This window comes from Frateuria sp. YIM B11624 (genome assembly GCF_049727805.1).
Taxonomy (GTDB): Bacteria; Pseudomonadota; Gammaproteobacteria; order Xanthomonadales; family Rhodanobacteraceae; genus Frateuria_A.
This window is the reverse complement of sequence record NZ_JBCNYA010000007.1, coordinates 1-19,578: the sequence shown is the minus strand read 5'-3', so window position 1 is coordinate 19,578 and position 19,578 is coordinate 1. Positions and strand designations below refer to the sequence as shown.

17 protein-coding genes and 1 tRNA gene are annotated in these 19,578 nt (G+C 68.5%); 9 read left to right on the top strand and 9 right to left on the bottom strand.

Translation table 11 applies throughout. The features are described 5' to 3' along the window. Positions 1-19 precede the first annotated feature (19 nt). From alaS to AAIL17_RS04945, 3 genes are all read left to right on the top strand, one after another. A complete protein-coding gene (gene alaS, locus AAIL17_RS04955) occupies positions 20-2,647 on the top strand; it encodes an alanine--tRNA ligase (RefSeq protein WP_424681712.1) in 2,628 nt (875 codons plus the stop codon). A gap of 272 nt (positions 2,648-2,919) precedes the next feature. Then, positions 2,920-3,126, top strand: a complete 207-nt coding sequence (gene csrA, locus AAIL17_RS04950) for a carbon storage regulator CsrA (protein WP_209618355.1) — start codon at positions 2,920-2,922, stop codon at positions 3,124-3,126. A gap of 70 nt (positions 3,127-3,196) precedes the next feature. Further along, positions 3,197-3,289, top strand: a tRNA-Ser gene (locus AAIL17_RS04945). Positions 3,290-3,526: 237 nt separating this feature from the next. On the opposite strand, the gene AAIL17_RS04940 is transcribed toward AAIL17_RS04945, so the two are convergent. The 7 genes from AAIL17_RS04940 to AAIL17_RS04910 all read right to left on the bottom strand — a co-directional run bounded on the left by AAIL17_RS04940 (position 3,527) and on the right by AAIL17_RS04910 (position 11,631). Further along, on the bottom strand, positions 3,527-3,760 hold the full coding sequence (locus AAIL17_RS04940; protein WP_424681711.1) for a hypothetical protein: 234 nt from the start codon (positions 3,758-3,760) through the stop codon (positions 3,527-3,529). A gap of 249 nt (positions 3,761-4,009) precedes the next feature. Next, positions 4,010-4,480 (bottom strand): hypothetical protein, encoded by a 471-nt coding sequence (locus AAIL17_RS04935; RefSeq protein ID WP_424681710.1) that lies wholly within the window; start codon positions 4,478-4,480, stop codon positions 4,010-4,012. Further along, positions 4,477-5,643, bottom strand: a complete 1,167-nt coding sequence (locus AAIL17_RS04930) for a sialidase family protein (protein WP_424681709.1) — start codon at positions 5,641-5,643, stop codon at positions 4,477-4,479. Before AAIL17_RS04930 ends, AAIL17_RS04935 begins: the two co-directional genes overlap by 4 nt. A 14-nt stretch (positions 5,644-5,657) precedes the next feature. Beyond that, positions 5,658-7,913: a TonB-dependent receptor gene (locus AAIL17_RS04925; protein WP_424681708.1), complete on the bottom strand. Its 2,256-nt coding sequence runs from the start codon at positions 7,911-7,913 to the stop codon at positions 5,658-5,660. 184 nt (positions 7,914-8,097) lie between these two features. Further along, positions 8,098-8,676, bottom strand: a complete 579-nt coding sequence (locus AAIL17_RS04920; protein WP_424681707.1) for a response regulator transcription factor — start codon at positions 8,674-8,676, stop codon at positions 8,098-8,100. An 84-nt stretch (positions 8,677-8,760) separates the two neighbouring features. After that, entirely contained in the window at positions 8,761-10,029 is a 1,269-nt protein-coding gene (locus AAIL17_RS04915) for an ATP-binding protein (protein WP_424681706.1), read from the bottom strand. 45 nt (positions 10,030-10,074) lie between these two features. Next, entirely contained in the window at positions 10,075-11,631 is a 1,557-nt protein-coding gene (locus tag AAIL17_RS04910) for a peptide MFS transporter (RefSeq protein ID WP_424681705.1), read from the bottom strand. A 258-nt stretch (positions 11,632-11,889) separates the two neighbouring features. On the opposite strand from AAIL17_RS04910, the gene AAIL17_RS04905 reads away from it, so the two are divergent. The 4 genes from AAIL17_RS04905 (at position 11,890) to AAIL17_RS04890 (ending at position 14,460) form a co-directional block, all read left to right on the top strand. Beyond that, positions 11,890-12,276 carry a diacylglycerol kinase gene (locus AAIL17_RS04905; RefSeq protein WP_424681704.1) on the top strand — a complete coding sequence of 129 codons (387 nt, stop codon included), beginning with the start codon at positions 11,890-11,892 and terminating at the stop codon, positions 12,274-12,276. Positions 12,277-12,429: 153 nt separating this feature from the next. Then, positions 12,430-13,053 (top strand): LemA family protein, encoded by a 624-nt coding sequence (locus AAIL17_RS04900; RefSeq protein WP_424681703.1) that lies wholly within the window; start codon positions 12,430-12,432, stop codon positions 13,051-13,053. A 1-nt stretch (position 13,054) separates the two neighbouring features. Beyond that, complete coding sequence (locus AAIL17_RS04895) at positions 13,055-13,957, top strand: TPM domain-containing protein (protein ID WP_424681702.1); 903 nt, start codon at positions 13,055-13,057, stop codon at positions 13,955-13,957. Beyond that, the gene (locus tag AAIL17_RS04890; RefSeq protein WP_424681701.1) at positions 13,957-14,460 is read left to right on the top strand and encodes a TPM domain-containing protein; all 504 of its coding nucleotides are present in this window, start codon (positions 13,957-13,959) and stop codon (positions 14,458-14,460) included. Before AAIL17_RS04895 ends, AAIL17_RS04890 begins: the two co-directional genes overlap by 1 nt. Positions 14,461-14,508: 48 nt before the next feature. Here the strand turns inward: AAIL17_RS04890 and AAIL17_RS04885 are convergent, their stop codons facing one another. Beyond that, positions 14,509-16,455, bottom strand: coding sequence for an alpha/beta hydrolase family protein (locus AAIL17_RS04885; protein WP_424681700.1), 1,947 nt, complete (start codon positions 16,453-16,455; stop codon positions 14,509-14,511). Positions 16,456-16,639: 184 nt separating this feature from the next. Here AAIL17_RS04885 and lgt point away from each other — a divergent pair, with 184 nt between their 5' ends. Next, positions 16,640-17,518, top strand: coding sequence for a prolipoprotein diacylglyceryl transferase (gene lgt / locus AAIL17_RS04880; protein WP_424681699.1), 879 nt, complete (start codon positions 16,640-16,642; stop codon positions 17,516-17,518). A gap of 45 nt (positions 17,519-17,563) precedes the next feature. Here the strand turns inward: lgt and AAIL17_RS04875 are convergent, their stop codons facing one another. Continuing rightward, the gene (locus AAIL17_RS04875) at positions 17,564-18,571 is read right to left on the bottom strand and encodes a TIGR00266 family protein (RefSeq protein ID WP_424681698.1); all 1,008 of its coding nucleotides are present in this window, start codon (positions 18,569-18,571) and stop codon (positions 17,564-17,566) included. A 103-nt stretch (positions 18,572-18,674) separates the two neighbouring features. On the opposite strand from AAIL17_RS04875, the gene AAIL17_RS04870 reads away from it, so the two are divergent. Next, positions 18,675-19,469 carry a thymidylate synthase gene (locus tag AAIL17_RS04870; protein ID WP_424681697.1) on the top strand — a complete coding sequence of 265 codons (795 nt, stop codon included), beginning with the start codon at positions 18,675-18,677 and terminating at the stop codon, positions 19,467-19,469. Positions 19,470-19,578 lie beyond the last annotated feature (109 nt).

Genomic DNA, 19,578 nt, shown 5'->3' with positions numbered 1-19,578 from the left:
GTCTACGCCTGCGCCGCCCATGAAAACCGCCGACATCCGTTCGACCTTCCTCGAATTCTTCCGCGCCAAGGACCACGCCATCGTGCCGTCGAGCTCGCTGGTGCCGGCCAGCGACCCGACCCTGCTGTTCACCAACTCGGGCATGGTGCAATTCAAGAACGTGTTCCTGGGCAGCGAGAAGCTGCCATACGCGCGCGCCGCCGACGTGCAGCGCTGCCTGCGTGCCGGCGGCAAGCACAATGACCTGGACCAGGTCGGCTACACCGCGCGCCACCACACCTTCTTCGAAATGCTGGGCAACTGGTCGTTCGGCGACTACTTCAAGCGCGACGCCATCGCGTATGCGTGGGAATTGTTGACCGGCGTGTTCAAGCTGCCGGCCGAGCGGCTGTGGGTCACCGTTTACCAGACCGACGACGAGGCCTACGACATCTGGCACAGGCAGATCGGCGTGCCGGCCGAGCGCATCGTGCGCATCGGCGACAACAAGGGCGCGCCCTACGCCTCGGACAACTTCTGGCAGATGGCCGATACCGGCCCCTGCGGTCCGTGCACCGAGATCTTCTACGACCACGGCCCGGGCGTGGCCGGCGGTCCGCCGGGTTCGCCCGACGAGGACGGCGACCGCTACATCGAGATCTGGAACCTGGTGTTCATGCAGTTCGACCGCGCGCCGGACGGCACGCTGTCGCCGCTGCCCGCGCCCTGCGTGGATACCGGCATGGGCCTGGAGCGCCTGGCCGCCGTGCTGCAGCACGTGCATTCGAACTACGAGATCGACCTGTTCGAACACCTGATCCGCGTCGCCGGCGAACTCACCGGCACCGGGGATCTGGCCAACAAGTCGCTGCGCGTGATCGCCGACCACATCCGCGCCTGCTCGTTCCTGATCGTCGACGGCGTGCTGCCGTCCAACGAAGGCCGCGGCTACGTGCTGCGCCGGATCATCCGTCGCGCCCTGCGCCATGGCTGGATGCTCGGCGTGCGCGGCGATTTCTTCTGGAAGATGGTCGCGCCGCTGGTGGAAGAGATGGGCACGGCGTATCCCGAGCTCGCCGCAAAGCAGGCCTTCGTCGAGGACGCCCTGCGCACCGAGGAGCAGCGCTTCGGCGAGACGCTCGAGCATGGCATGCGCGTATTCGACGAGGTTGCGAAAAAGGCGGGCACTATCATCCCCGGCGCCGATGCGTTCCGCCTCTACGACACCTACGGTTTCCCGGTCGACCTCACGGGTGACATCGCCCGCGAACGCGGCCTCACCGTCGACATGGCCGGTTTCGAGCAGGCCATGAACGAGCAACGCGAGCGCGCCCGTGCCGCGGGCCGCTTCGAGGCCAAGGGCCAGATGCCGGCGGAACTCGCCAGCCGCCTGGCGCCGACTGTGTTCCTCGGCTACGAGGCGCTGGCGGCCAGCGGCTGCAAGGTGGTCGGCATCGTGCGTGACGGCCGGCAGCTCGACGCACTGGACGATGGCGAGGAAGGCCTGGTGATCCTCGACCGCACGCCGTTCTACGCCGAGTCTGGCGGACAGGTCGGCGACACCGGTGTGCTGAGCCATGCGGATGGCCGCTTCGAGGTCGCCGACACGCTCAAGATGGGCGGCGTGTTCTTCGGCCACGCCGGCCGCTGGCATGGCGTGGCGCTGCGTACCGGCGACACGCTGGATGCGCAGGTCGACACCGCACGCCGCCAGGCGACCGTGCTGAACCACTCGGCCACCCATCTGCTGCACGCGGCGTTGCGCCAGGTGCTCGGCGAGCACGTCACGCAGAAGGGTTCGCTGGTGGCGCCCGAGCGGCTGCGCTTCGACTTCTCGCACTTCAAGCCGGTCAGCCGCGACGAACTGGCCACGGTAGAAGCGCTGGTCAACGCCGAGGTGCGTCGCAACGCGGCGGCAGAAGTGCGCCACATGGCCTACGACGAGGCGATCGCCTTCGGCGCGATGGCGCTGTTCGGCGAGAAGTACGGCGACGAGGTGCGCGTGCTGAAGATGGGCGAGTTCTCCACCGAGCTTTGCGGCGGCACGCACGTCAGCCGCACCGGCGACATCGGCCTGTTCAAGATTGTCAGCGAAGCGGGAGTGGCTTCCGGCGTGCGCCGCATCGAGGCGGTGACCGGCGCCGGCGCGCTGGCCTACGTCGCCGACGAGGAGCGCCGCCTGAGCGAGCTGTCGCACCTGCTGTCGGGCAGCGGCGACGACGTCGTCGAGAAGCTGCGCCAGTTGTTCGACCGCCAGAAGAAGCTCGAGCGCGAGCTCGAATCGCTGCGCAGCAAGGCCGCCGGCAGCGCGACCGCCGACCTGGCCGCGCATGCACGCGAAGTGGGCGGCATCAAGGTCGTGGCCGCGCGCCTGGAGGGCTTCGATGCCAAGTCGCTGCGCGACAGCGTCGACCAGCTCAAGCAGCAACTGGGCGATTGCGTGGTGCTGCTCGCCGGCGCGGACGACGGACGCGTCTCGCTGGTGGCCGGCGTGCACGGCGCAGCGCTCGGCCGGATCAAGGCGGGCGACGTGGTGTCGCACGTCGCCAGGCAGATCGAGGGCAAGGGTGGCGGCCGTGCCGACATGGCCCAGGGCGGTGGCCTGGACGCCATCCAATTGCCGGCCCTGCTGGAGGCCTTGCCGGGCTGGATCGGCCAGCAGCTCTAGCCCCGAAGTCCTTTGTGAATCGGGGATTTATCGCCGGCAAAATGCGTTGCGTATGGCGCTTGCGCTCGGCTAGTATCCGTTGACTGCGGGCGGCATTGCCCCACGATGCCGCCGCAAGGCAAGGGCATTCATGGTGAGTGCCTTGGCTGTGAGCCGGGGAAGGCGGTAGGGCCTTCGACGGACTTTCGTCGAACTGACTGGCGATGGGCTCAGGGGTGAAGCTCCATCGTGCGGCAGGCCTGTGACCAACAGCACTGATGGAGTAACACAACATGTTGATTCTGACCCGCAGGGTCGGTGAAACCCTGATGATCGGTGACGAGGTGACCGTTACCGTTCTCGGCGTGAAGGGCAACCAGGTGCGAATCGGCATCAATGCGCCCAAGAACGTGGCGGTGCATCGCGAAGAGATCTACCAGCGGATCAAGGGCGAGCACGAGTCCGGCGGCGGCACGTCCGGCGAAACCGGCGAGCACTGATCACGAACGCTTTACCTCGGCGGCGCCGGTCGGTATCCTTGCCGGCTCCGCGAACGCGCGGAACACACCCGGAGAGATGCCCGAGAGGCCGAAGGGGCTCCCCTGCTAAGGGAGTATAGGGTCAAAAGCCTTATCGAGGGTTCGAATCCCTCTCTCTCCGCCAGTTACTCAAAACCCCTGTTCCTACAGGGGTTTTTTGTGCCCGAGAGAGTTGCTCGCCTTGCGGGTCGATCGATCGGTATGCGCCTGGTTTATCAATGCTCCCTCGTCGCACGGTGCGGCCGTTTCACGGCGCGGCGATCGGGCGGTCCGACCGGCGGAAGGTGAGAACGCCGGGCCGTCCGGAGCAGGGCGCCAATGAAAAGCCCCACGCGAGAGTGGGGCTTTTCGTGGAGCACTGTTACCAGGGCCGATGCTTGCTGTCGATTTGCTGCCTGTAGCCATCGGGCCAATGGTTGGTGGCCCAGCACTCGTTTTCCTTGAGCTGGCACTCTGTAGTCGACTCTCCGGATTCGACGCATTGCTGATAGGCGCCTGCGCAGTCGAAGTGAGCCATGACCGGCGGCGCGTAGGCGCTGCTCGCAAGTCCGGCAATCAAGGCCACACCCATGGCCATGGGGAACATCATCTTCATGACTGTCTCCTCTGTGCTCGTCATTGAGCGCGTCCAAGCTACCTTTTGGAGCAGCCCGAAAAGCGAACGGTGTCACGTTCGACTGTAGGGGCGAGAAAGATCGCGAGTACACATCGCCACGTGCATCCGTTCGCGCCGTTCGCACGGCCTACCCAGGCAACTGACGCTCGGCCGTATGGCGCTGCCTGATGCGGTCCATCTTGGACGTCGCTGTGATGAGCGGCCTGAGGCCTACGCTACGTTTCCGCTTCAACGCGTGCCAGGCGGGGCCAGGGCCTGCAATTGTTTCGGCGTCAGTTCGCCGCTGAACCCCTGACGCGAACCGTCGGCGCGGATCACCAACACGCGCGGTGTTTCGCCGCCCCAATCCGGGTCGATCAGGTAGTTGAGCCGCTCGGGCGAGGCATCGGCGTAGGCGCGGGCCGGCCAGGCGCTCACGCCGGCGGCCTGCAGGCGTTTCTCGATGGCGTCGCGATGCGCCATGTCGTCAGTGGCTACGGTGATGAGTTCGATCGCCTGCGGATGCGCCTGCTGCAGCCGTGCGAGCGCCTGCAGGTTGGGTTCGCAATAGGCGCAGTCCAGCGCCCACAGCGCGATCAGTCGTTCGCCGTGCGCGGGCAGTGCGAGCAGGGCAGGAACGTCGGCGGCGGCCAGAGGCTTCAGCGGACCGGCGGTCGCGAGGGCGGGCGCCAGCAGCAGGATCGCGAGCCAGCGCTTCATGGCGTGTCTCCCGCGGGCAGCAGGCGGAAGCCCGCCGCGGTGTTCCAGGCGACGTAGGCGTGGCCGTCGTGCTGCAGCAACTGTGGCGAGCCGACCGCCGCGGCGCTGCTCGCCAGCGCGTGCGGCGGGCCGAAGTGCAGGCCGCCGTCGTCCGAGCGGCGCAGCATCAGCGCGTCCCCCTGTGCGTCGACCTGGTTCCATGCGATCCACACGGTGGCGCCGTGCACCGCGACGTCGGCATGGCTCGCGCCTGCACCGGCGATCGCCTGCGCGTGCGCGGCACGCTGGCCTGGCTGCAACTGGCCGTACCAGATCGTCGGCTTGCCGCTGGCCTCGTACCAGACCGCGTGGCGCGTGCCGTCGCTGCCGATCGCCAGGCCGGGGCCATGGTGCGGGCAGCCAGCGATGTGCCAGCCGCTGTAGGTGGCGCGTTCGGCACGGCTGGCGCCGCCATCGGTGTGCAGCACTGCATAGGCGTGGTCGCGGATGTTGTCGCCGTAGACGGCGCGAAAGAACGCCGCGACGTCGCCGCCGGGCGTGAGTGCGAGCGCGATGCGGCAGCACTCGCAGCTGTGCTGGGCGAGCGCGCGTTCCGGCTCGAAGTGCGCGCCGCGGTCGTTCGACCAGGTGTAGTAGATCGCCGCGCCGAGATAGGGCCGGCCGGCCGCCTCGGCGGCGACCTGGTCGCGCTTGTCGATCCAGGCCAGTACGACGCGTCCCTTGCCGTCGACGGCCAGCGCGTCGAAGCGATGGGTGATCTCGGCGCGGTCGTGGTGCACGGTGACCGGCGCCGAGAAATGCGCGCCGCCGTCCAGCGAACGGGCGAAGCGCACGAAGCCGGTCCACGGCTTGGCGCGCGGTTGCGACCAGCTCACGTAGATCTCGCCGTGCGGGCCGAAGGCGAGCTTGGGCCGGTTCTCGCCCTCGGCATAGATCGGCTCGGGCGTGGCGTTGACCGGCACCGGCGCGCTGAAGGTCTTGCCCTCATCGTCGGAATGGCGCAGGCGCACGTGGCCGTCGGCGGCATCCACCAGCCACAGCCGTCCATGCGCATCGAACGCCGCGCTGGCGCCCAGTGGTGGCTCCTTCGGCATCGCCATGTGCTCGTGCGCGACGACCGGCGCGACGGCCAGGCAGAACAGCAGCATCAGCAATCGGCGCATGGCGTTCGTTCCTGCTAGAGGTCCCAGCGCACGCTTCCGACCCAGGTGCGGCCGGCGTAGGGGTGGTAGACCCAGTAGCGCGCGTTAGTGAGGTTGTCCACGCCCAGCGAGGCGTTCCAGCGCGGGGCGAATTGCCAGCTCAGTTTGGCATCGGCGACCGTGAAGGCACTGACGGCGCCATAAGTGTCCACGAAGTCGCTGTTGTCCAGCGAGCCGTACTGGCGCCCGGAGCGGCGTACGCCGAGCGAGGCATCCCAGCCGTCGGCGAACCGGTAGTCGGCGAACAGGCTGGCGCGCAGCCGTGGGATGCGCGGGAACCATTTGCCCTCGGCGAGCGGATAGCGGCGGTCACGCAAGGTCTTAGCGTCGTTGATCGCCAGGCTCGCGGTGAGATCCAGTCCAGGCGTCCAGACGTCCTTCAACGCCAGCTCGCCCTCGATGCCGCGGATGCGGGTGAGGTCGATGTTCTGCACGTTGGTGACGGTGGGCGTGACGGTGATGTCGGTCTGCGTGTAGAGCGCATCGGCGATGCGGTCCTGGAACAGCGAGACGCGCCAGTGGCCGTTCGCGAGCTGCCGCTTGAGCGTCAGGTCGAACGAGTTGTCGCGCTCGGGCTTCAGGTTCGGATCATTGCCGACGATCGTGTTGGCGCTGATCGCGCCCTGGAACAGCTCGGCCACGGTCGGATAGCGCACCGCCTTGCCCCAGGCCAGGCGCAGTTGCCAGTCGGACGCGAAGTCCCATTCGAGCGCGGCCTTGGGCGAGAGATCGCTGCGCCGGCGGTCGGCGTAGCGCAGGCTGCCCGTGGCGTCGGCGCGGCGGCCGGCGTAGGCGCGCCACTGTTCCCAGCGCGCGCCCAGCGTCAGCGCCCATGCGTCGGCGAAGCTCCACACGTCCTGCAGGTAGGCGGCGCGCGTCTGCGTGCGGCCGGCGAAGGCGCCGGTCTGCGGGCCGTCGGCGGCGCCGCGCCAGTCGCTGGCGGCGTGCACGCGCGAGTCGAGCACGTAGCGGTCGCCGTGCAGGCCGGCGTAGAGCATGTGCGTGTCGCCGAGCGGGCCGGAGCTGCGCAGGTCCAGCGTGTCCCACCCCGAACCCGCGTTGTCGGCCACCGTGCCGGGACCGCCGAGCGGGCCGACCGGGGGCGGCAGGTCGGCACTGCGCGCCAGTGCGCGGGCGAAGTCGTAGTGGCTGGCCACGGCGGTCCAGCGCCAGTCGTTGGCCCAGCGCCCGTTGAGCTCGGCGCCGTAGAGCAGGTGGGTGTCCTCGCTGGCGGTGGGCGCCAGGCCGCTGGGCGGCAGCGTCCAGGTGCCGCCATAGGCGCTGATCGTGCCGGCCGTGACGGGGTGGCCCACGGCATCATGCAGGAAGCTGCGCGTGCGATCCTCGGCATGGTTGTGCCACCAACCGAGCGTGAACAGCGCCGCTACGCGATCGGTCAGGTCTACGCCCAGCTTGAGCTTGGCCTGGGTCTGCACCGTGTGCTCGATGCTGTTGGCGCCGTAGACCAAGCGCGGACTGCCGTTGGGATTGCGGTCGAGCGTGGCGCCATCCGCCGCGACGGCCGAGGCGGCGTCGCCGCCGGGCTTGGCCGTGGCGTACTGCATCGGCTGGCCATGGTTGTCCAGCCGGTCGAGGCTGAGCAGCCAGCTCCAGCGGCCCTGCCGGTTGCCGAGCGAGGCCGCCGCATGGCGTCCGCTGTAGTGGCCGCCGGCGCCGTAGGCGTCGTGGAAGTCCTGGCTCATGGCCTGCACGCTGGCGCTGGCGGTGAGCCGCTCGGGCAGGCGCGTGTGGATCAGCACCGTGATGCCGATCGAGTTGCCGGGGTAGAGCGCGGAGTAGGGGCCGTACAGCACGTCGACGGCGCCGATCTCCTCCGGCGCCACCATGCCCCAGCGCGGCGCGCCGTCCCAGCCGTTGGTCATCAGGTTGGAGAGCAGCAGGCCATTGGAATAGACCAGGCTGCGCGCGCTCTGCAGCGTACCGGCGTTGCGGCCGCTGATGATCGCGTTGGGATCGCCGATGTAGCGCTCGCGCACCTGCAGGTTGGGGGCGAAGCGCAGCGCGTCGGCGCTGGTGGTGACGTTCTGGCGCGCGAGCTGCACGCGGTCGATGCGCACGCTGACCGCGGGGGTCTCGGTCACGTGGGTATCGCTGGCGTGGACCATCACCGGGGCGAGCGTGGTCGCCTGGGGCGGCGCGTCGGCGGCGTGCAGCAGGCCGGGAAGGGCCAGCAGGGCGAGTGCACAGATGCCGGGCGATCGGGGCTTCACGGGCGACTCTGGACGTGGGTCGAGGCTTCGCAGCATAGCGGCGCCAATGTGCACGGCCAGATGGCGTGTTGTCGCAGAGTGTGTGAAAAGCGCGCCGTTGCCGGCGTCGCGGGGTGGGTTTCATCCCACTGCGGGATGCAGTGGGTTGGCCGGTGGACTGAAACCCGACCTGCAGGCCGACGTTTCAGTCGCCGGAGTCGGGCCGCTCGCGTACCGGGTGCTTGCCCAGCTTGCGCTGCAACGTTCGGCGGTGCATGCCCAGCCGCCGCGCGGTCTCGGAAATGTTGCCGTCGCACTCGGTGAGCACGCGCTGGATGTGCTCCCACTCCAGCCGGCGCAACGCGAGCGGCGCCTCGGGAGCCTCCGGCGGCTCGTCGTCGGCGGCCGAGGGGCCTTCGCCGTCGAGCAGCGCGCGCACCACCGCGTCGGCGTCGACCGGCTTGGCCAGGTAATCGTGCGCACCGCGCTTGATCGCCTCAACGGCAGTGGCGATCGAGGCATAGCCGGTCAGCAGCAGGATGCGCATCTCCGGCACCAGCGCGTGCAGCTCGGAGATCAGCTTCAGGCCGTTCTCCTCGCCCAGCTTGAGGTCCAGCACGCAATAGCGCGGCTGGTGGCGGCGGGCGAGCACGCGTGCTTCGTCCGCGCGGGTGGCGCCGATCGCCTCGAAGCCGCGCGAACCCAGCGCCCGGGAGAGCACGCGCACGAAGGTGGCGTCGTCGTCGACGATCAGCAGGGGACGGTTGGCGTTGGCGTCGGTCATCGGCGTGGAAGATGCGGAGGCGGAGGCGACATTCTTGCCCGAGCGCGTCGCGGTTGCACGCAGCGCGATTGCGGCGGGCACCGCTCAGTCGGCGCCGATCACCGCCAGCGGCAGGCGCAGGCGCACCTGCGCGCCGTGCCCGGTGTTGCCGGCGGTCAGTTCGCCGTCGAGGCGCTCGGCGGTGGCTTCGGCCAGCGCCAGGCCCAGGCCCAGCCCGCCCTGCTTGCCGCTGCGGCCGAGCGCGCCCGGCTCGTCCGCGGCAGCGAAGCCCGGGCCATGGTCGCGCACGGTCAGTTCGAGCCAGCCCTGGCCGCAATGAATCTGCAGCTCAACCGCGTCGGAGTCGCGTGAGGCGGAGGCATCGGCAGCGTTGTTGAGCAGGTTGATCAAGGCGTGGCGCAGACCGGCCGGCACGCGCAGCACCAGACGCGCGGTGGCTTCCGGCAGGTCCAGCGCCAGTTCGGCCTCCGGACGCAGCAACTGGAAGCGCTCCAGGCAGCCATGCACGAAGTCCTGCAGCGACATCCGCTCGGCCTCCTGCGAGAGCTGCGCCTGGCCGAAGGCGACCATCTCGCGCAGGATGGTGCGGCAGCGGTCGACCTGTTCCTGCAACAGCGCGAGATCCTCTTCCAGCGGGGCATCCTGCGCGTGCTCGCGGCGCAGTTCCGGCAGCAGCATGCGCATCGTGCCCAGCGGCGTGTTGAGCTCGTGCGCGGCGCCGGCGGCCTGGGTGGCGATCGCCAGGATGCCCTCGTCGCGCAGCGCGCGTTCGCGCACCCGCTGTACTTCCAGTTGCTGCATGCGCAGCGCGCGCGCCAGCCGGTTGATGAAGAAACCCATCAGCACGGCGGTGATCACGAAATTCACGCCCATGCCGACGATGTGCAGCGGAAAGCCGCCACCGTGCATGGGCAGCGGCAGCGGCACGTAGCGGTAGAGCAGCAGCAGGTAGGCGATGCCGGCCAGCGCGGCGACCGCGAGCACCGCCGGCACCGACAGCGCCGCGGCGGACAACGCGATCGGCACCAGCAGCAGCGTGACGAACGGATTGCTGGCGCCGCCCGTGAAATACAGCAGGTAGCCCAACACCAGCGTGTCGACCGCGACGTGGCCGATGGTTTCCCACTCGCGCACCGGCCAGGGCTGGCCGAGCCGCCAGGCGGCGAACACCGCGAATACGGCCAGCGCGCCGACGCCGGTCAGCAGCGGCAGCAGCGGGATGGCCAGGTGCATCCACAGCGCGCAGACCAGCACCGCCACGCTCTGCCCGGCGATCGCGCACAGGCGCAGCCAGGCGAGCGTGCGCGTGAGCGCGAAGGGACCGATACGGCGGCTGGCGTGCCGGTGTGCCATGGGGCTAGACGAAAGGCGCCGCGGTTGCCCGCGGCGCCATCGGGATCAACCCGGCAGTTCCATGCCTTCCTCGCTGCGCACCGGCGGCAGCGGGTCGGCCGCGGCGGCATGCTCGGCATGGCTGTTGGAGAGCTTCTTCATCAGCGGCAGCACCGCCACGGCGATCGCCGTGCAGCCCACGCCGACCCAGCCGAGCTTGGTGAACAGGCTGGTGTAGATCTGCAACGACTGCACCGGATCGGTCAGGCCTTCGGGGATGTGCGCGAAGTTGGCCACCACGCTGCCCAGGTACTGCGAGATGCCGGAGGCGACGTAATAGGCGCCCATCATGAAGCCGCCCATGCGCGCCGGCACGTAGCGGGCGATCATCGCCAGGCCCAGGCCCGAGACCAGCAGCTCGCCCAGCGAGTACAGGCCGTAGCCCCACACCATGATCCAGGATGACACCTGGCCGGCTACAGCCCAGTGCGCGCCGACGCCGTAGATGAAGAAGCCGGCGGCGACCGCGGCGAAGCCCCAGGCAAACTTGGCGGCGACCGACGGATCCTTGCCGATGCGGCCCAGCGAGTTGTAGACGAACACCAGCACGGGGCTGAGCAGGACGATCCAGATCGCGTTCAAGTTCTGGTACTGCTCGGGGATCCAGGTGAACAGGTGCATGCCGAACACGCTGAAGTCCAGGTCCACGTTCCTCTGCGCGAACAGATTCAGCGAGGTGGACATCTGCTGGTAGAAGATGAAGAAGAAGATCGTCTGCACGGTGAGCACCAGCGCAGCGACCAGGCCGGCGCGCTCGCTGCGCTCGCTCGAGCGGATCAGGTGGATGAAGATGCCCAGGATCACCACGCCCGCGGCGTACACGCAGATGCGCGCCACCGTCTGGCTCTGCAGGATGAAGGCCGAGACGAACACCATGCCGACGGCCGCCAGCATCACCGCGCCGAAGCGGGCGAGGTTGAACGGCTTCTGGTCAGGCGCCGAACCGATGTGCCGCAGCGTGCGGCTCATCAGCGTGTAGTTGATGAGGCCCAGCAGCAGGCCGATCGCGCAGATGCCGAAGGCGGTGTGCCAGCCCCAGGCGTCACCGTAGCGCTCGCCGACGTAGTCGCGCACCCACGGCGTCAGCGTCATCGAGATCATCGAGCCGACGTTCACTGCCATGTAGTAGATGGTGAAGGCGCTGTCGATCTTGGTGTCGTCGCCCTCGTAGATCTTGCGCACGAGGTTGCCGGCGTTGGGCTTGAAGAAGCCGTTGCCGACGATGATCACGCCGAGCGCGCAGTACAGCAGGTAGGCATTGTCGGTGGGAATCCACAGCATCGCGTAGCCAAGGCCCAGCACCACCGCGCCGGTGAGCATGGTGCGGCGCGTGCCGATCAGCTTGTCGCCGACCCAGCCGCCGATCGCCGGCGTGGCATAGATCAGCGCGGCGGCCGCGCCCCACACCAGGTTGGCGTGGGTGTCGACGAAGCCGAGCTTCTTCATCATGTAGGTGACCATCAGCACCTGCATGCCGTAGAAGCCGAAGCGCTCCCACATTTCGATCAGGAAAACGGTGCTGAAGGATCGTGTCTGCGACACGGGAGGATTCTGGATTGCCATGGAGTTTCCGAGCGGATGGATACTGACTGCCGCGGCGCGGCCTGCTCTGCAACCCTGAACCGGGGTGCAATCGCCCGAGGGTAACCCATCCGACGCGGCGGTAACGCTGCACTGCGACATGCCGTACCGCCACGGCCGCTATGGCATCATGACGCGCTTGCCGCCGACGAAAAGCGAGAGCCGCCGCCATGTCCACCATCCCGCTTCCGCCGTCTCCGGACGGCACCGGTTGCCTGCAGGCGAGGGGCTGAGGCGGGCATGGCTGCCGAGGGTTTCCGTGGGCCGCGCCAGTTGTGGAACGCGCTGCGCTGGTCGATGAAGGGGCTGCGTGCCGGCTGGCGCCACGAGGCGTCGTTCCGCTTCGAGGTCTGCCTCGCCATCGTGGTGATCCCGCTGGGCCTCTACCTGGGCCAAGGCGCGCTGGAGAAGCTGGCGCTGGTGCTGCCGATGTTCCTGGTGTTCTCGGCCGAACTGCTCAACTCGGCGATCGAGGCGGTGGTCGACAAGGTCAGCCCGGAGTTCCACGAACTGGCCGGGCGCGCCAAGGACATGGGCTCGGCGGCGGTGTTCGTGCTGCTGGTGTTCATGGGCCTGAGCTGGGCGCTGATCGTGGGGCCGCGCCTGCCGGCGATCTTCGGTTCCTGACGAAGATCGGACGCAGGGTGGGCTTCAGCCCACCATGCCGACAGGGCGGGAAGAGCCGGTGGGCCGAAGCCACCCTACGGGGCGCGGGCGCGCCGTTGACGCTGCCCGGAGCGTGCCCCTACGCTGGCCTTCTCACCGCACCGGAGCGCCTCCATGAAGACCCTTCGCCTGTTCGTGCTGTCGCTGCTCGCCGTACTGCTCAGCGGCTGCGGCTACAACGCCATCCAGCGCCAGGACGAGGCGGTCAAGGCGGCCTGGTCCGAAGTCCTCAATCAGTACCAGCGTCGCGCCGACCTGGTGCCGAACCTGGTCAACACGGTCAAGGGCTACGCGCAGCACGAGGAGCGCGTGCTCACCGAGGTCACCAATGCACGTGCGCGCGTGGGCAGCGTGCAGGTCACCCCCGACACGATCAACGACGCGCAGAAGCTCCAGCAGTTCCAGCAGGCGCAGGGCGAACTGTCCAGCGCGCTGTCGCGGCTGATGGTGGTCAGCGAGCGCTATCCGGACCTGAAGGCCAACGGCCTGTTCCAGAACCTGCAGGCGCAGCTCGAGGGCACCGAGAACCGCATCACCGTGGCGCGCAACCGCTACGTGCAGTCGGTGCAGCAGTACAACTCCATGATCCGCACCTTCCCCAATAATCTCACCGCCAAGATGTTCGGTTACAGCGTGAAGCCGAACTTCAGCGTGGAGAACGAGAAGGCGATCTCCACCGCGCCGACGGTGGACTTCGGCACGCAGGCGCCTGCGCCGGCCACCTCGGCCGCGCACTGACATGGTCCATCGCCCGCCGCGGCTGGCGTGGCTGCTGCTCGCCCTGTTGTTGTTCGCGGCAGGCTGGGGCGCGCAGGCGGCCGAGGTGCCGACCCTCAAGCGCCACGTCACCGATCTGACCGGCACCCTCACCGCGCAGCAGGTCGACCAGCTCGATGCCCGGCTGGTCGACCTGGAAAAGCGCAAGGGCGCGCAGCTGGTCGTGCTGATGATCGGCAGTACCGGCGAGCAGGACATCGAAAGCTACTCGCTGGCCGTGGCCGAGCAGAACAAGGTCGGCCGCAAGGGCACCGACGACGGTGTGCTGCTGCTGGTCGCCAAGAATGACCGGCGCGTGCGCATCGAGGTCGGCTACGGACTGGAGGGCGCCATTCCCGACGCGGCCACGGCACGGATCATCCGCGAGTACATCGCGCCGAAGTTCCGTGTGGGCGACTACTACGGCGGCATCGGCGACGCGGTCGGCGCGCTGACCCAGTTGATCGACGGCGAACCGTTGCCGCCGCCGGTACAGGGGGCGCCGCGCGAGCATCGCGGCATCGGCTTCCAGCACGCGTTGCTGATCGGTGTCTTCATCGCCTTCTTCCTGCGCAACCTGTTCGGCCGCGCCAACCTGTTCGTGCGCACGCCGCTGGGCGCCGGCATCACCGGCGGCGTGCTGTGGCTGATCGCCGCCAGCCTGGGCATGGCGGTGGTGGGCGCGGTCATCGGCGGCGTGCTGATGCTGCTGCCGGGCGGCGGCGGCCGCTCGATCGGGCGCGGCGGCTGGGGCGGTTGGGGTGGCTTCGGCGGTGGCGGCTTCGGGGGCGGCGGGTTCGGCGGTGGTGGCGGATTCGGCGGCGGCGGGGGTTTCAGTGGCGGCGGGGGCAGCTTCGGCGGCGGCGGTTCATCGGGGAGCTGGTGATGACGCGCGCACAGCGATTGATGGCCAACCTGTTCGGCGGCTGGTTCCAGTTGCGCCAGCGCTTTCCCGCGATGCTGCTGGACGAGCTGGCCGATGCCGTCACCGTGGGCGAGCGTGGCCACCTGGGCGAAGTGCGTTTCGCGGTGGAGTCGCGCCTCACCGTACGTGCCGTGCTGGCCGGCGTGGACGCCCGCGCCCGCGCGCAGGACGTGTTCGCGCAGCTGCGCGTGTGGGATACCGAAGACAACAGCGGCGTGCTGATCTACCTGCTGCTGTCCGAACAGCGCATCGAGATCGTCGCCGACCGCGGCATCGCGCGCCGCGTGGCGCAGTCGCAATGGGACGCGGTGTGCGCACTCATGCGCGAGCACTTCGCCGCGGCGCGCTGGCGCGAGGGTAGCCTGGCTGGGCTGGCCGCCATCCACGGCCTGCTGCGCGAGCACTTCCCGGCGGACGACCGCGACAATCCGGACGAACTGCCCGATCGGCCGGTACTGCTCTGACGAAAACGGCCGCATCGGCGGCCGTTTTCGGGGATCGATCTACCGCGGTCAGGCGCCCTTGCCGATGTGCTTCTCCAGGAACGCCTGCAGCGCGTTGTAGAAATCCACGCGGTTCTTCTCGTCGTAGAAGCCGTGGCCTTCGCCCGGCTTGCTCATCCATTCGTATGGCTTGTGGGCTGCCTCGAGCGCAGCGCGCATGGCCTTGGCCTGGGCGAATGGCGCGCGCTGGTCGTCTTCGCCGTGGATCAGCAGCACCGGCACGCTGATCTTGTCGGCGAGCTTGTCCGGCGAGTTGGCGTCGAGCTCGGCGTCGTTGCGTCCGATCACGGTGGTGAGGTAGCTGCGGCCACTCTTGCTGGCCCGGATGTCGCCCTTCTTGTACATCATCTTCAGGTCGTAGACGCCCGCGTAACCGACCGCGCACTTGAACATGTCCGGGGCGCGGATCACGGTCATCATGGCCGAGTAGCCGCCGAAGCTGCCGCCGTACACGCAGATCCTGCCTGGATCCGCATAGTGCTGTGCGATCGCCCATTTGACGCCGTCGATCAGGTCCTCCTGGATGCGCGTGCCCCACTTGAGGTAACCGGCTTCCTTGAAATCCTCGCCCCGACCACCCGAGCCGCGGTAGTTGACCTGCAGCACCAGGTACCCGCGGTTGGCCAGGAATTGCGCGTCGTCGTCATAGAACCAATCGTCGCTGACGCCGATCGGGCCGCCGTGCGGCAGCAGCACCATCGGCAGGTTGGTTTCGCTGCGGCCGGGCGGCAGGGTGAGGATGGCTTCCAGTTCGGTTCCGTCGCTGGCCGTGAAATGCAGCGGGCGGCGTTCGGCCATCTTCGCCGGGTCGATCCAGGGTGCGGCGTCGAACAGCTTGCGTACCTTGTAGGTGTGGGTGTCGATCAGCATGTAGGAGCCGGGATTACGGTCGCTGGTCACACTGAACAGCAGTTGCCCGCCGTCTTCGCTGTAGTCGATGAAATGGACGTACTGTCCGGGAAATTTTTGGCTGAGCGCGCGGTGCAGCTTGGCCGCCGGCAGGTTCGGATCGATGTAGGTCAATTGCGGCAGGCCGGTGTCCGGAATGGTCGCGAACGGCTGTCGCGGCAGGGCTGTCCACTCGATGCCGCCGATATTGCCGAACGCGGCGGCGGCCAGCACCTGGCGGCTGGCACCCGTTTCGTCCTGCTCGACCAGCGACGCCGGGCCGCCGCCTGCGTCGTACATGGCGTAGATGCGCTGGTGGTCGGGGGTGAAGTCGATCGGGCCGAAGGTGCCGCCGATCTGCTGCGGGGTCAGGCGTTGCCAGTGGCCGTCCTGGCGGTGGTAGACCACGTAGTCGAAGTCCTCGTTGCGTCCATAGGCGTAGTGGGCCTGGCCGTCGGCACCGACCATGAAGCTCATGTCGCCTTCGCCGATGTCGCCGACCAGGTGGCGTGTGTTGGCCTCGGCATCGACGTCGTACAGGTAGCTGTGGTCGGGGCTGTCCCACGGCATGGCAGCCATGTAGAAGTGGCCGTTGGTGCGTTCCGGAAGGCCATCGACGGTGCCCCAGCCGCGGTCGGTGCCGCGCGTGGCGGCACGCGAGCTGTACCTGACCTCATAGCCATACAGGTAGTCCTGGTGCTTGCCGTCCACGTCGGTGGCGATGATCTCGCCGGTGGACACGGGCTTGTCGATCGAGCCGAACTCCTTACCCTTTTCCACGACCAGCCGTGTAGGGCTGACCCAGGTGATGCCGGCCGGCAACTCGTACTTGGGCATGCGCAGCATGCTGGCAGGCTGCGACATGTCGTCGACCTTGTAGACCACCAACGCGTGCGAACTGCCGTCGTCCCAGCGCACGGCCAGGTACTTGCCGTCGGGCGAAAGCCGCGGCATGGACAGTGGCGGGTGGCGTGCGAAGTTCTCCACCGGCAGCAGGTCGGCGGCCATGGCGACCGCAGGCGCCAGCAGAATGGCCGCGCACAACGCGGCCCGCGTGAATCGGCTCATCATCCCTTCCCCCTTAAGCTCCTGTGGCGGGCACGGCTGCCGGGAGCGCGGCGGCCGGGCTTGGCGGCGTCCCCACGCCGCTTGCGTCCTTCGCATTCTAGTAACGGCGAACCGTAAGCCGGAAGGGTCTGCGCCGGCCGGGCGGGCCCGGCTACACTTGCCCTTTGTCCGCTTGCCTGCCGCCATGACCCAGCCCTTCACCGTCCACTTCGATCCGGTCGCCTTCCACATCGGGCCCGTCCAGGTGCACTGGTACGGCCTGATGTATCTGCTGGGCTTCCTGGGCGCGGGGCTGCTGGGCGAGCGGCGGCGCCGGCAGGGACGGCTGCCGGTGAGCCGCGACGCGCTGAGCGACCTGGCCTTCTACGCCATGCTCGGCATCATCGTCGGCGGACGCGTCTGGTACATGCTGTTCTATTACGCCGGCGGCCTGCACTGGATCTGGACCGAGCCCTTGGCGCTGTTCAAGGTCTGGGACGGCGGCATGAGCTTCCACGGCGGCCTGGTCGGCGTGCTGGCGGCGGCCTGGTGGTGGTCGCGGCGGCACCGGCTGCACTTCTTCGACACGATGGACTTCGTCGCCCCGCTGGTCCCACTGGGGCTGGGGCTGGGGCGGCTGGGCAATTTCATCAACGGCGAGCTGTGGGGCAAGCCCGGCAACATGGCGTGGGCGATGATCTTCCCCAATGCGCACATGGAAGACGTGCAACTCGCCCATGACCAGCCGGCGCTCGCGCAACAGCTTGCGCAGTACGGCGGCTTGCCGCGTCATCCCTCGCAGCTCTACGAAATGCTGCTGGAGGGCGTGGTGATGTTCGCGGTGCTGTGGCTGGTGTCGATGAAGCCGCGCCCGCGCTACCTGATATCGGGGCTGTTCGCGCTGATGTACGGCTGCTTCCGCTTCGCCGTCGAGTTCGTGCGCGTGCCCGACCCGCAGCTGGGCTACCTGGCGTGGGGCTGGCTGACGATGGGGCAGGTGCAGTCGCTGCCGCTGATCGTGGTCGGACTGGTGCTGGTGGCACTGTCGCGCCGGGCGCCGACGCTGGTGCCCGTCGCGCACTGAACCGCCGCCGCAGGATGGGCAGCGCCCATCCTGCGGCAGCCACGATCAGAAGTTGCGGTCGCCGCCGATCAGGTCGCCCAGGCCGCCGAGGATCGAGCCTTCGCCGCGGCGTTCGCCGCCGCCCTGCGGCGCGGCCGCCAGCATGCGCCCGGCCATGCGCGAGAACGGCAGCGACTGCAGCCATACCTTGCCTGGGCCGGTCAGCGAGGCCAGGAACACGCCTTCGCCGCCGAACAGCATGCTCTTGATGCCGCCGACCGGGTGCACGTCCATGCTCACCGTGTCGTGGAAGGCCACCACGCAGCCGGTGTCGACGTCCAGCCGCTCGCCGGCCTTCAGCTCGCGCTCGACCACGGTGCCGCCGGCGTGCACGAACACCCAGCCGTCGCCCTCGAGCTTCTGCATGATGAAGCCCTCGCCGCCGAACAGGCCGGTGAGGATCTTGCGCTGCAGATAGATGCCCAGTTGTACGCCGCGCGCGCCGGCCAGGAACGAATCCTTCTGGCAGATCAGCCGGCCGCCGTGCTCGGACAGCTTCATCGCCATCACCGTGCCCGGGTAGGGCGCGGCGAAGGCGACCTTGGCCTTGCCGCTGCCGGTGTGCGTGAACACGGTGGTGAACAGGCTTTCGCCGGTGATCACGCGCTTGCCGGCGGAGAGAAGCTTGCCCATCAGGCCGCCGCCCTGCGAGGCGGTGGAGCCGTCGCCGAACACGGTATCCATCTGCACCGCCGACTCCTTGTACATGAGCGAACCGGCCTCGGCGATCGCGCTTTCGCCCGGATCGAGCTCGACCTCGACGAACTGCATGTCGTTGCCGACGATCCGGTAGTCGACCTCGTCGGAGGCGCCGTAGCGGCCGGCCGGCACGGGCGGCGGCGCTACGGCCATGGCACTGGACGGCTGGAACACGCTGTGGATCGGCCGCCACTCGCCGAAGCCTTCCTTCCAGCAGTAGCCGTCCGGTCGGCTGCGCGCCTGGGCGCGGGCGGCCTCGTCGTCCAGCGGACCGATGCGTTCGTTGTTGCCGTAGCTGAAATACCACTGCGTCATGTTGGCCGTCCCTTGGTGGAAGGATCCGAGTCTAGGCCGGCGGGCGGTCGCCGGGGGAGTGACCGTTGTCATGGGGATGGGTCGGGCACGCTATCCTTGCCGCATGCGCGCCTATCTCGACCTGCTCGACCACGTGCTCCACCACGGCACGGAAAAAACCGACCGCACCGGCACCGGCACGCGCAGCGTGTTCGGCTGGCAGATGCGCTTCGACCTTGGCCAAGGCTTTCCGCTGGTGACCACCAAGAAGGTGCACTGGAAATCGGTGGTGCACGAGCTGATCTGGTTCCTGCGCGGCGACACCAACGTCGCCTACCTGAAGGAGCACGGCGTCAGCATCTGGGACGAGTGGGCAGACGCCGAAGGCAACCTCGGCCCGGTCTACGGCAGGCAGTGGCGCGCCTGGCCGACCGCCGACGGCGGTGCCGTCGACCAGATTCGCTGGGTGGTCGACGAGATCCGCCGCAATCCCGATTCGCGCCGGCTGATCGTCAGCGCCTGGAACGTGGGCGAGCTGCCGAAGATGGCGCTGATGCCCTGCCATACGCTGTTCCAGTTCTACGTCGCCGACGGCAAGCTTTCCTGCCAGCTCTACCAGCGGTCGGGCGACATCTTCCTGGGCGTGCCGTTCAACATCGCCAGCTACGCGCTGCTGACCCACATGATGGCGCAGGTGTGCGGGTTGGGCGTGGGCGACTTCGTGCACACGCTGGGCGATGCGCACCTGTACAGCAACCATGTCGAGCAGGCGCGGCTGCAGCTCGGTCGCGAGCCGAAGCCGCTGCCGCGCGTGATGCTCAACCCGCAGGTGCAGGCGCTGGAGAATTTCCGCTTCGAGGACATCACGCTGGAGGGCTACGCGCCGCACCCGGCGATCAAGGCGCCTGTCGCGGTGTAGGTGGCGTAGGGTGGGCTTCAGCCCACCAATGACGCTTGCGGTGCGTTGCTTGGTGGGCTGAAGCCCACCCTACGCGCCCTCTAGCAGTTCCCGCAGCGCCAGCTCATCC

Coding starts and splice junctions, on each gene's coding strand:
- alaS (WP_424681712.1), top strand. CDS start 20: ATGAAAACCGCCGACATCCGTTCGACCTTCCTCGAATTCTTCCGCGCC.
- csrA (WP_209618355.1), top strand. CDS start 2,920: ATGTTGATTCTGACCCGCAGGGTCGGTGAAACCCTGATGATCGGTGAC.
- AAIL17_RS04940 (WP_424681711.1), bottom strand. CDS start 3,760: ATGAAGATGATGTTCCCCATGGCCATGGGTGTGGCCTTGATTGCCGGA.
- AAIL17_RS04935 (WP_424681710.1), bottom strand. CDS start 4,480: ATGAAGCGCTGGCTCGCGATCCTGCTGCTGGCGCCCGCCCTCGCGACC.
- AAIL17_RS04930 (WP_424681709.1), bottom strand. CDS start 5,643: ATGCGCCGATTGCTGATGCTGCTGTTCTGCCTGGCCGTCGCGCCGGTC.
- AAIL17_RS04920 (WP_424681707.1), bottom strand. CDS start 8,676: ATGACCGACGCCAACGCCAACCGTCCCCTGCTGATCGTCGACGACGAC.
- AAIL17_RS04915 (WP_424681706.1), bottom strand. CDS start 10,029: ATGGCACACCGGCACGCCAGCCGCCGTATCGGTCCCTTCGCGCTCACG.
- AAIL17_RS04910 (WP_424681705.1), bottom strand. CDS start 11,631: ATGGCAATCCAGAATCCTCCCGTGTCGCAGACACGATCCTTCAGCACC.
- AAIL17_RS04905 (WP_424681704.1), top strand. CDS start 11,890: ATGGCTGCCGAGGGTTTCCGTGGGCCGCGCCAGTTGTGGAACGCGCTG.
- AAIL17_RS04900 (WP_424681703.1), top strand. CDS start 12,430: ATGAAGACCCTTCGCCTGTTCGTGCTGTCGCTGCTCGCCGTACTGCTC.
- AAIL17_RS04895 (WP_424681702.1), top strand. CDS start 13,055: ATGGTCCATCGCCCGCCGCGGCTGGCGTGGCTGCTGCTCGCCCTGTTG.
- AAIL17_RS04890 (WP_424681701.1), top strand. CDS start 13,957: ATGACGCGCGCACAGCGATTGATGGCCAACCTGTTCGGCGGCTGGTTC.
- AAIL17_RS04885 (WP_424681700.1), bottom strand. CDS start 16,455: ATGAGCCGATTCACGCGGGCCGCGTTGTGCGCGGCCATTCTGCTGGCG.
- lgt (WP_424681699.1), top strand. CDS start 16,640: ATGACCCAGCCCTTCACCGTCCACTTCGATCCGGTCGCCTTCCACATC.
- AAIL17_RS04875 (WP_424681698.1), bottom strand. CDS start 18,571: ATGACGCAGTGGTATTTCAGCTACGGCAACAACGAACGCATCGGTCCG.
- AAIL17_RS04870 (WP_424681697.1), top strand. CDS start 18,675: ATGCGCGCCTATCTCGACCTGCTCGACCACGTGCTCCACCACGGCACG.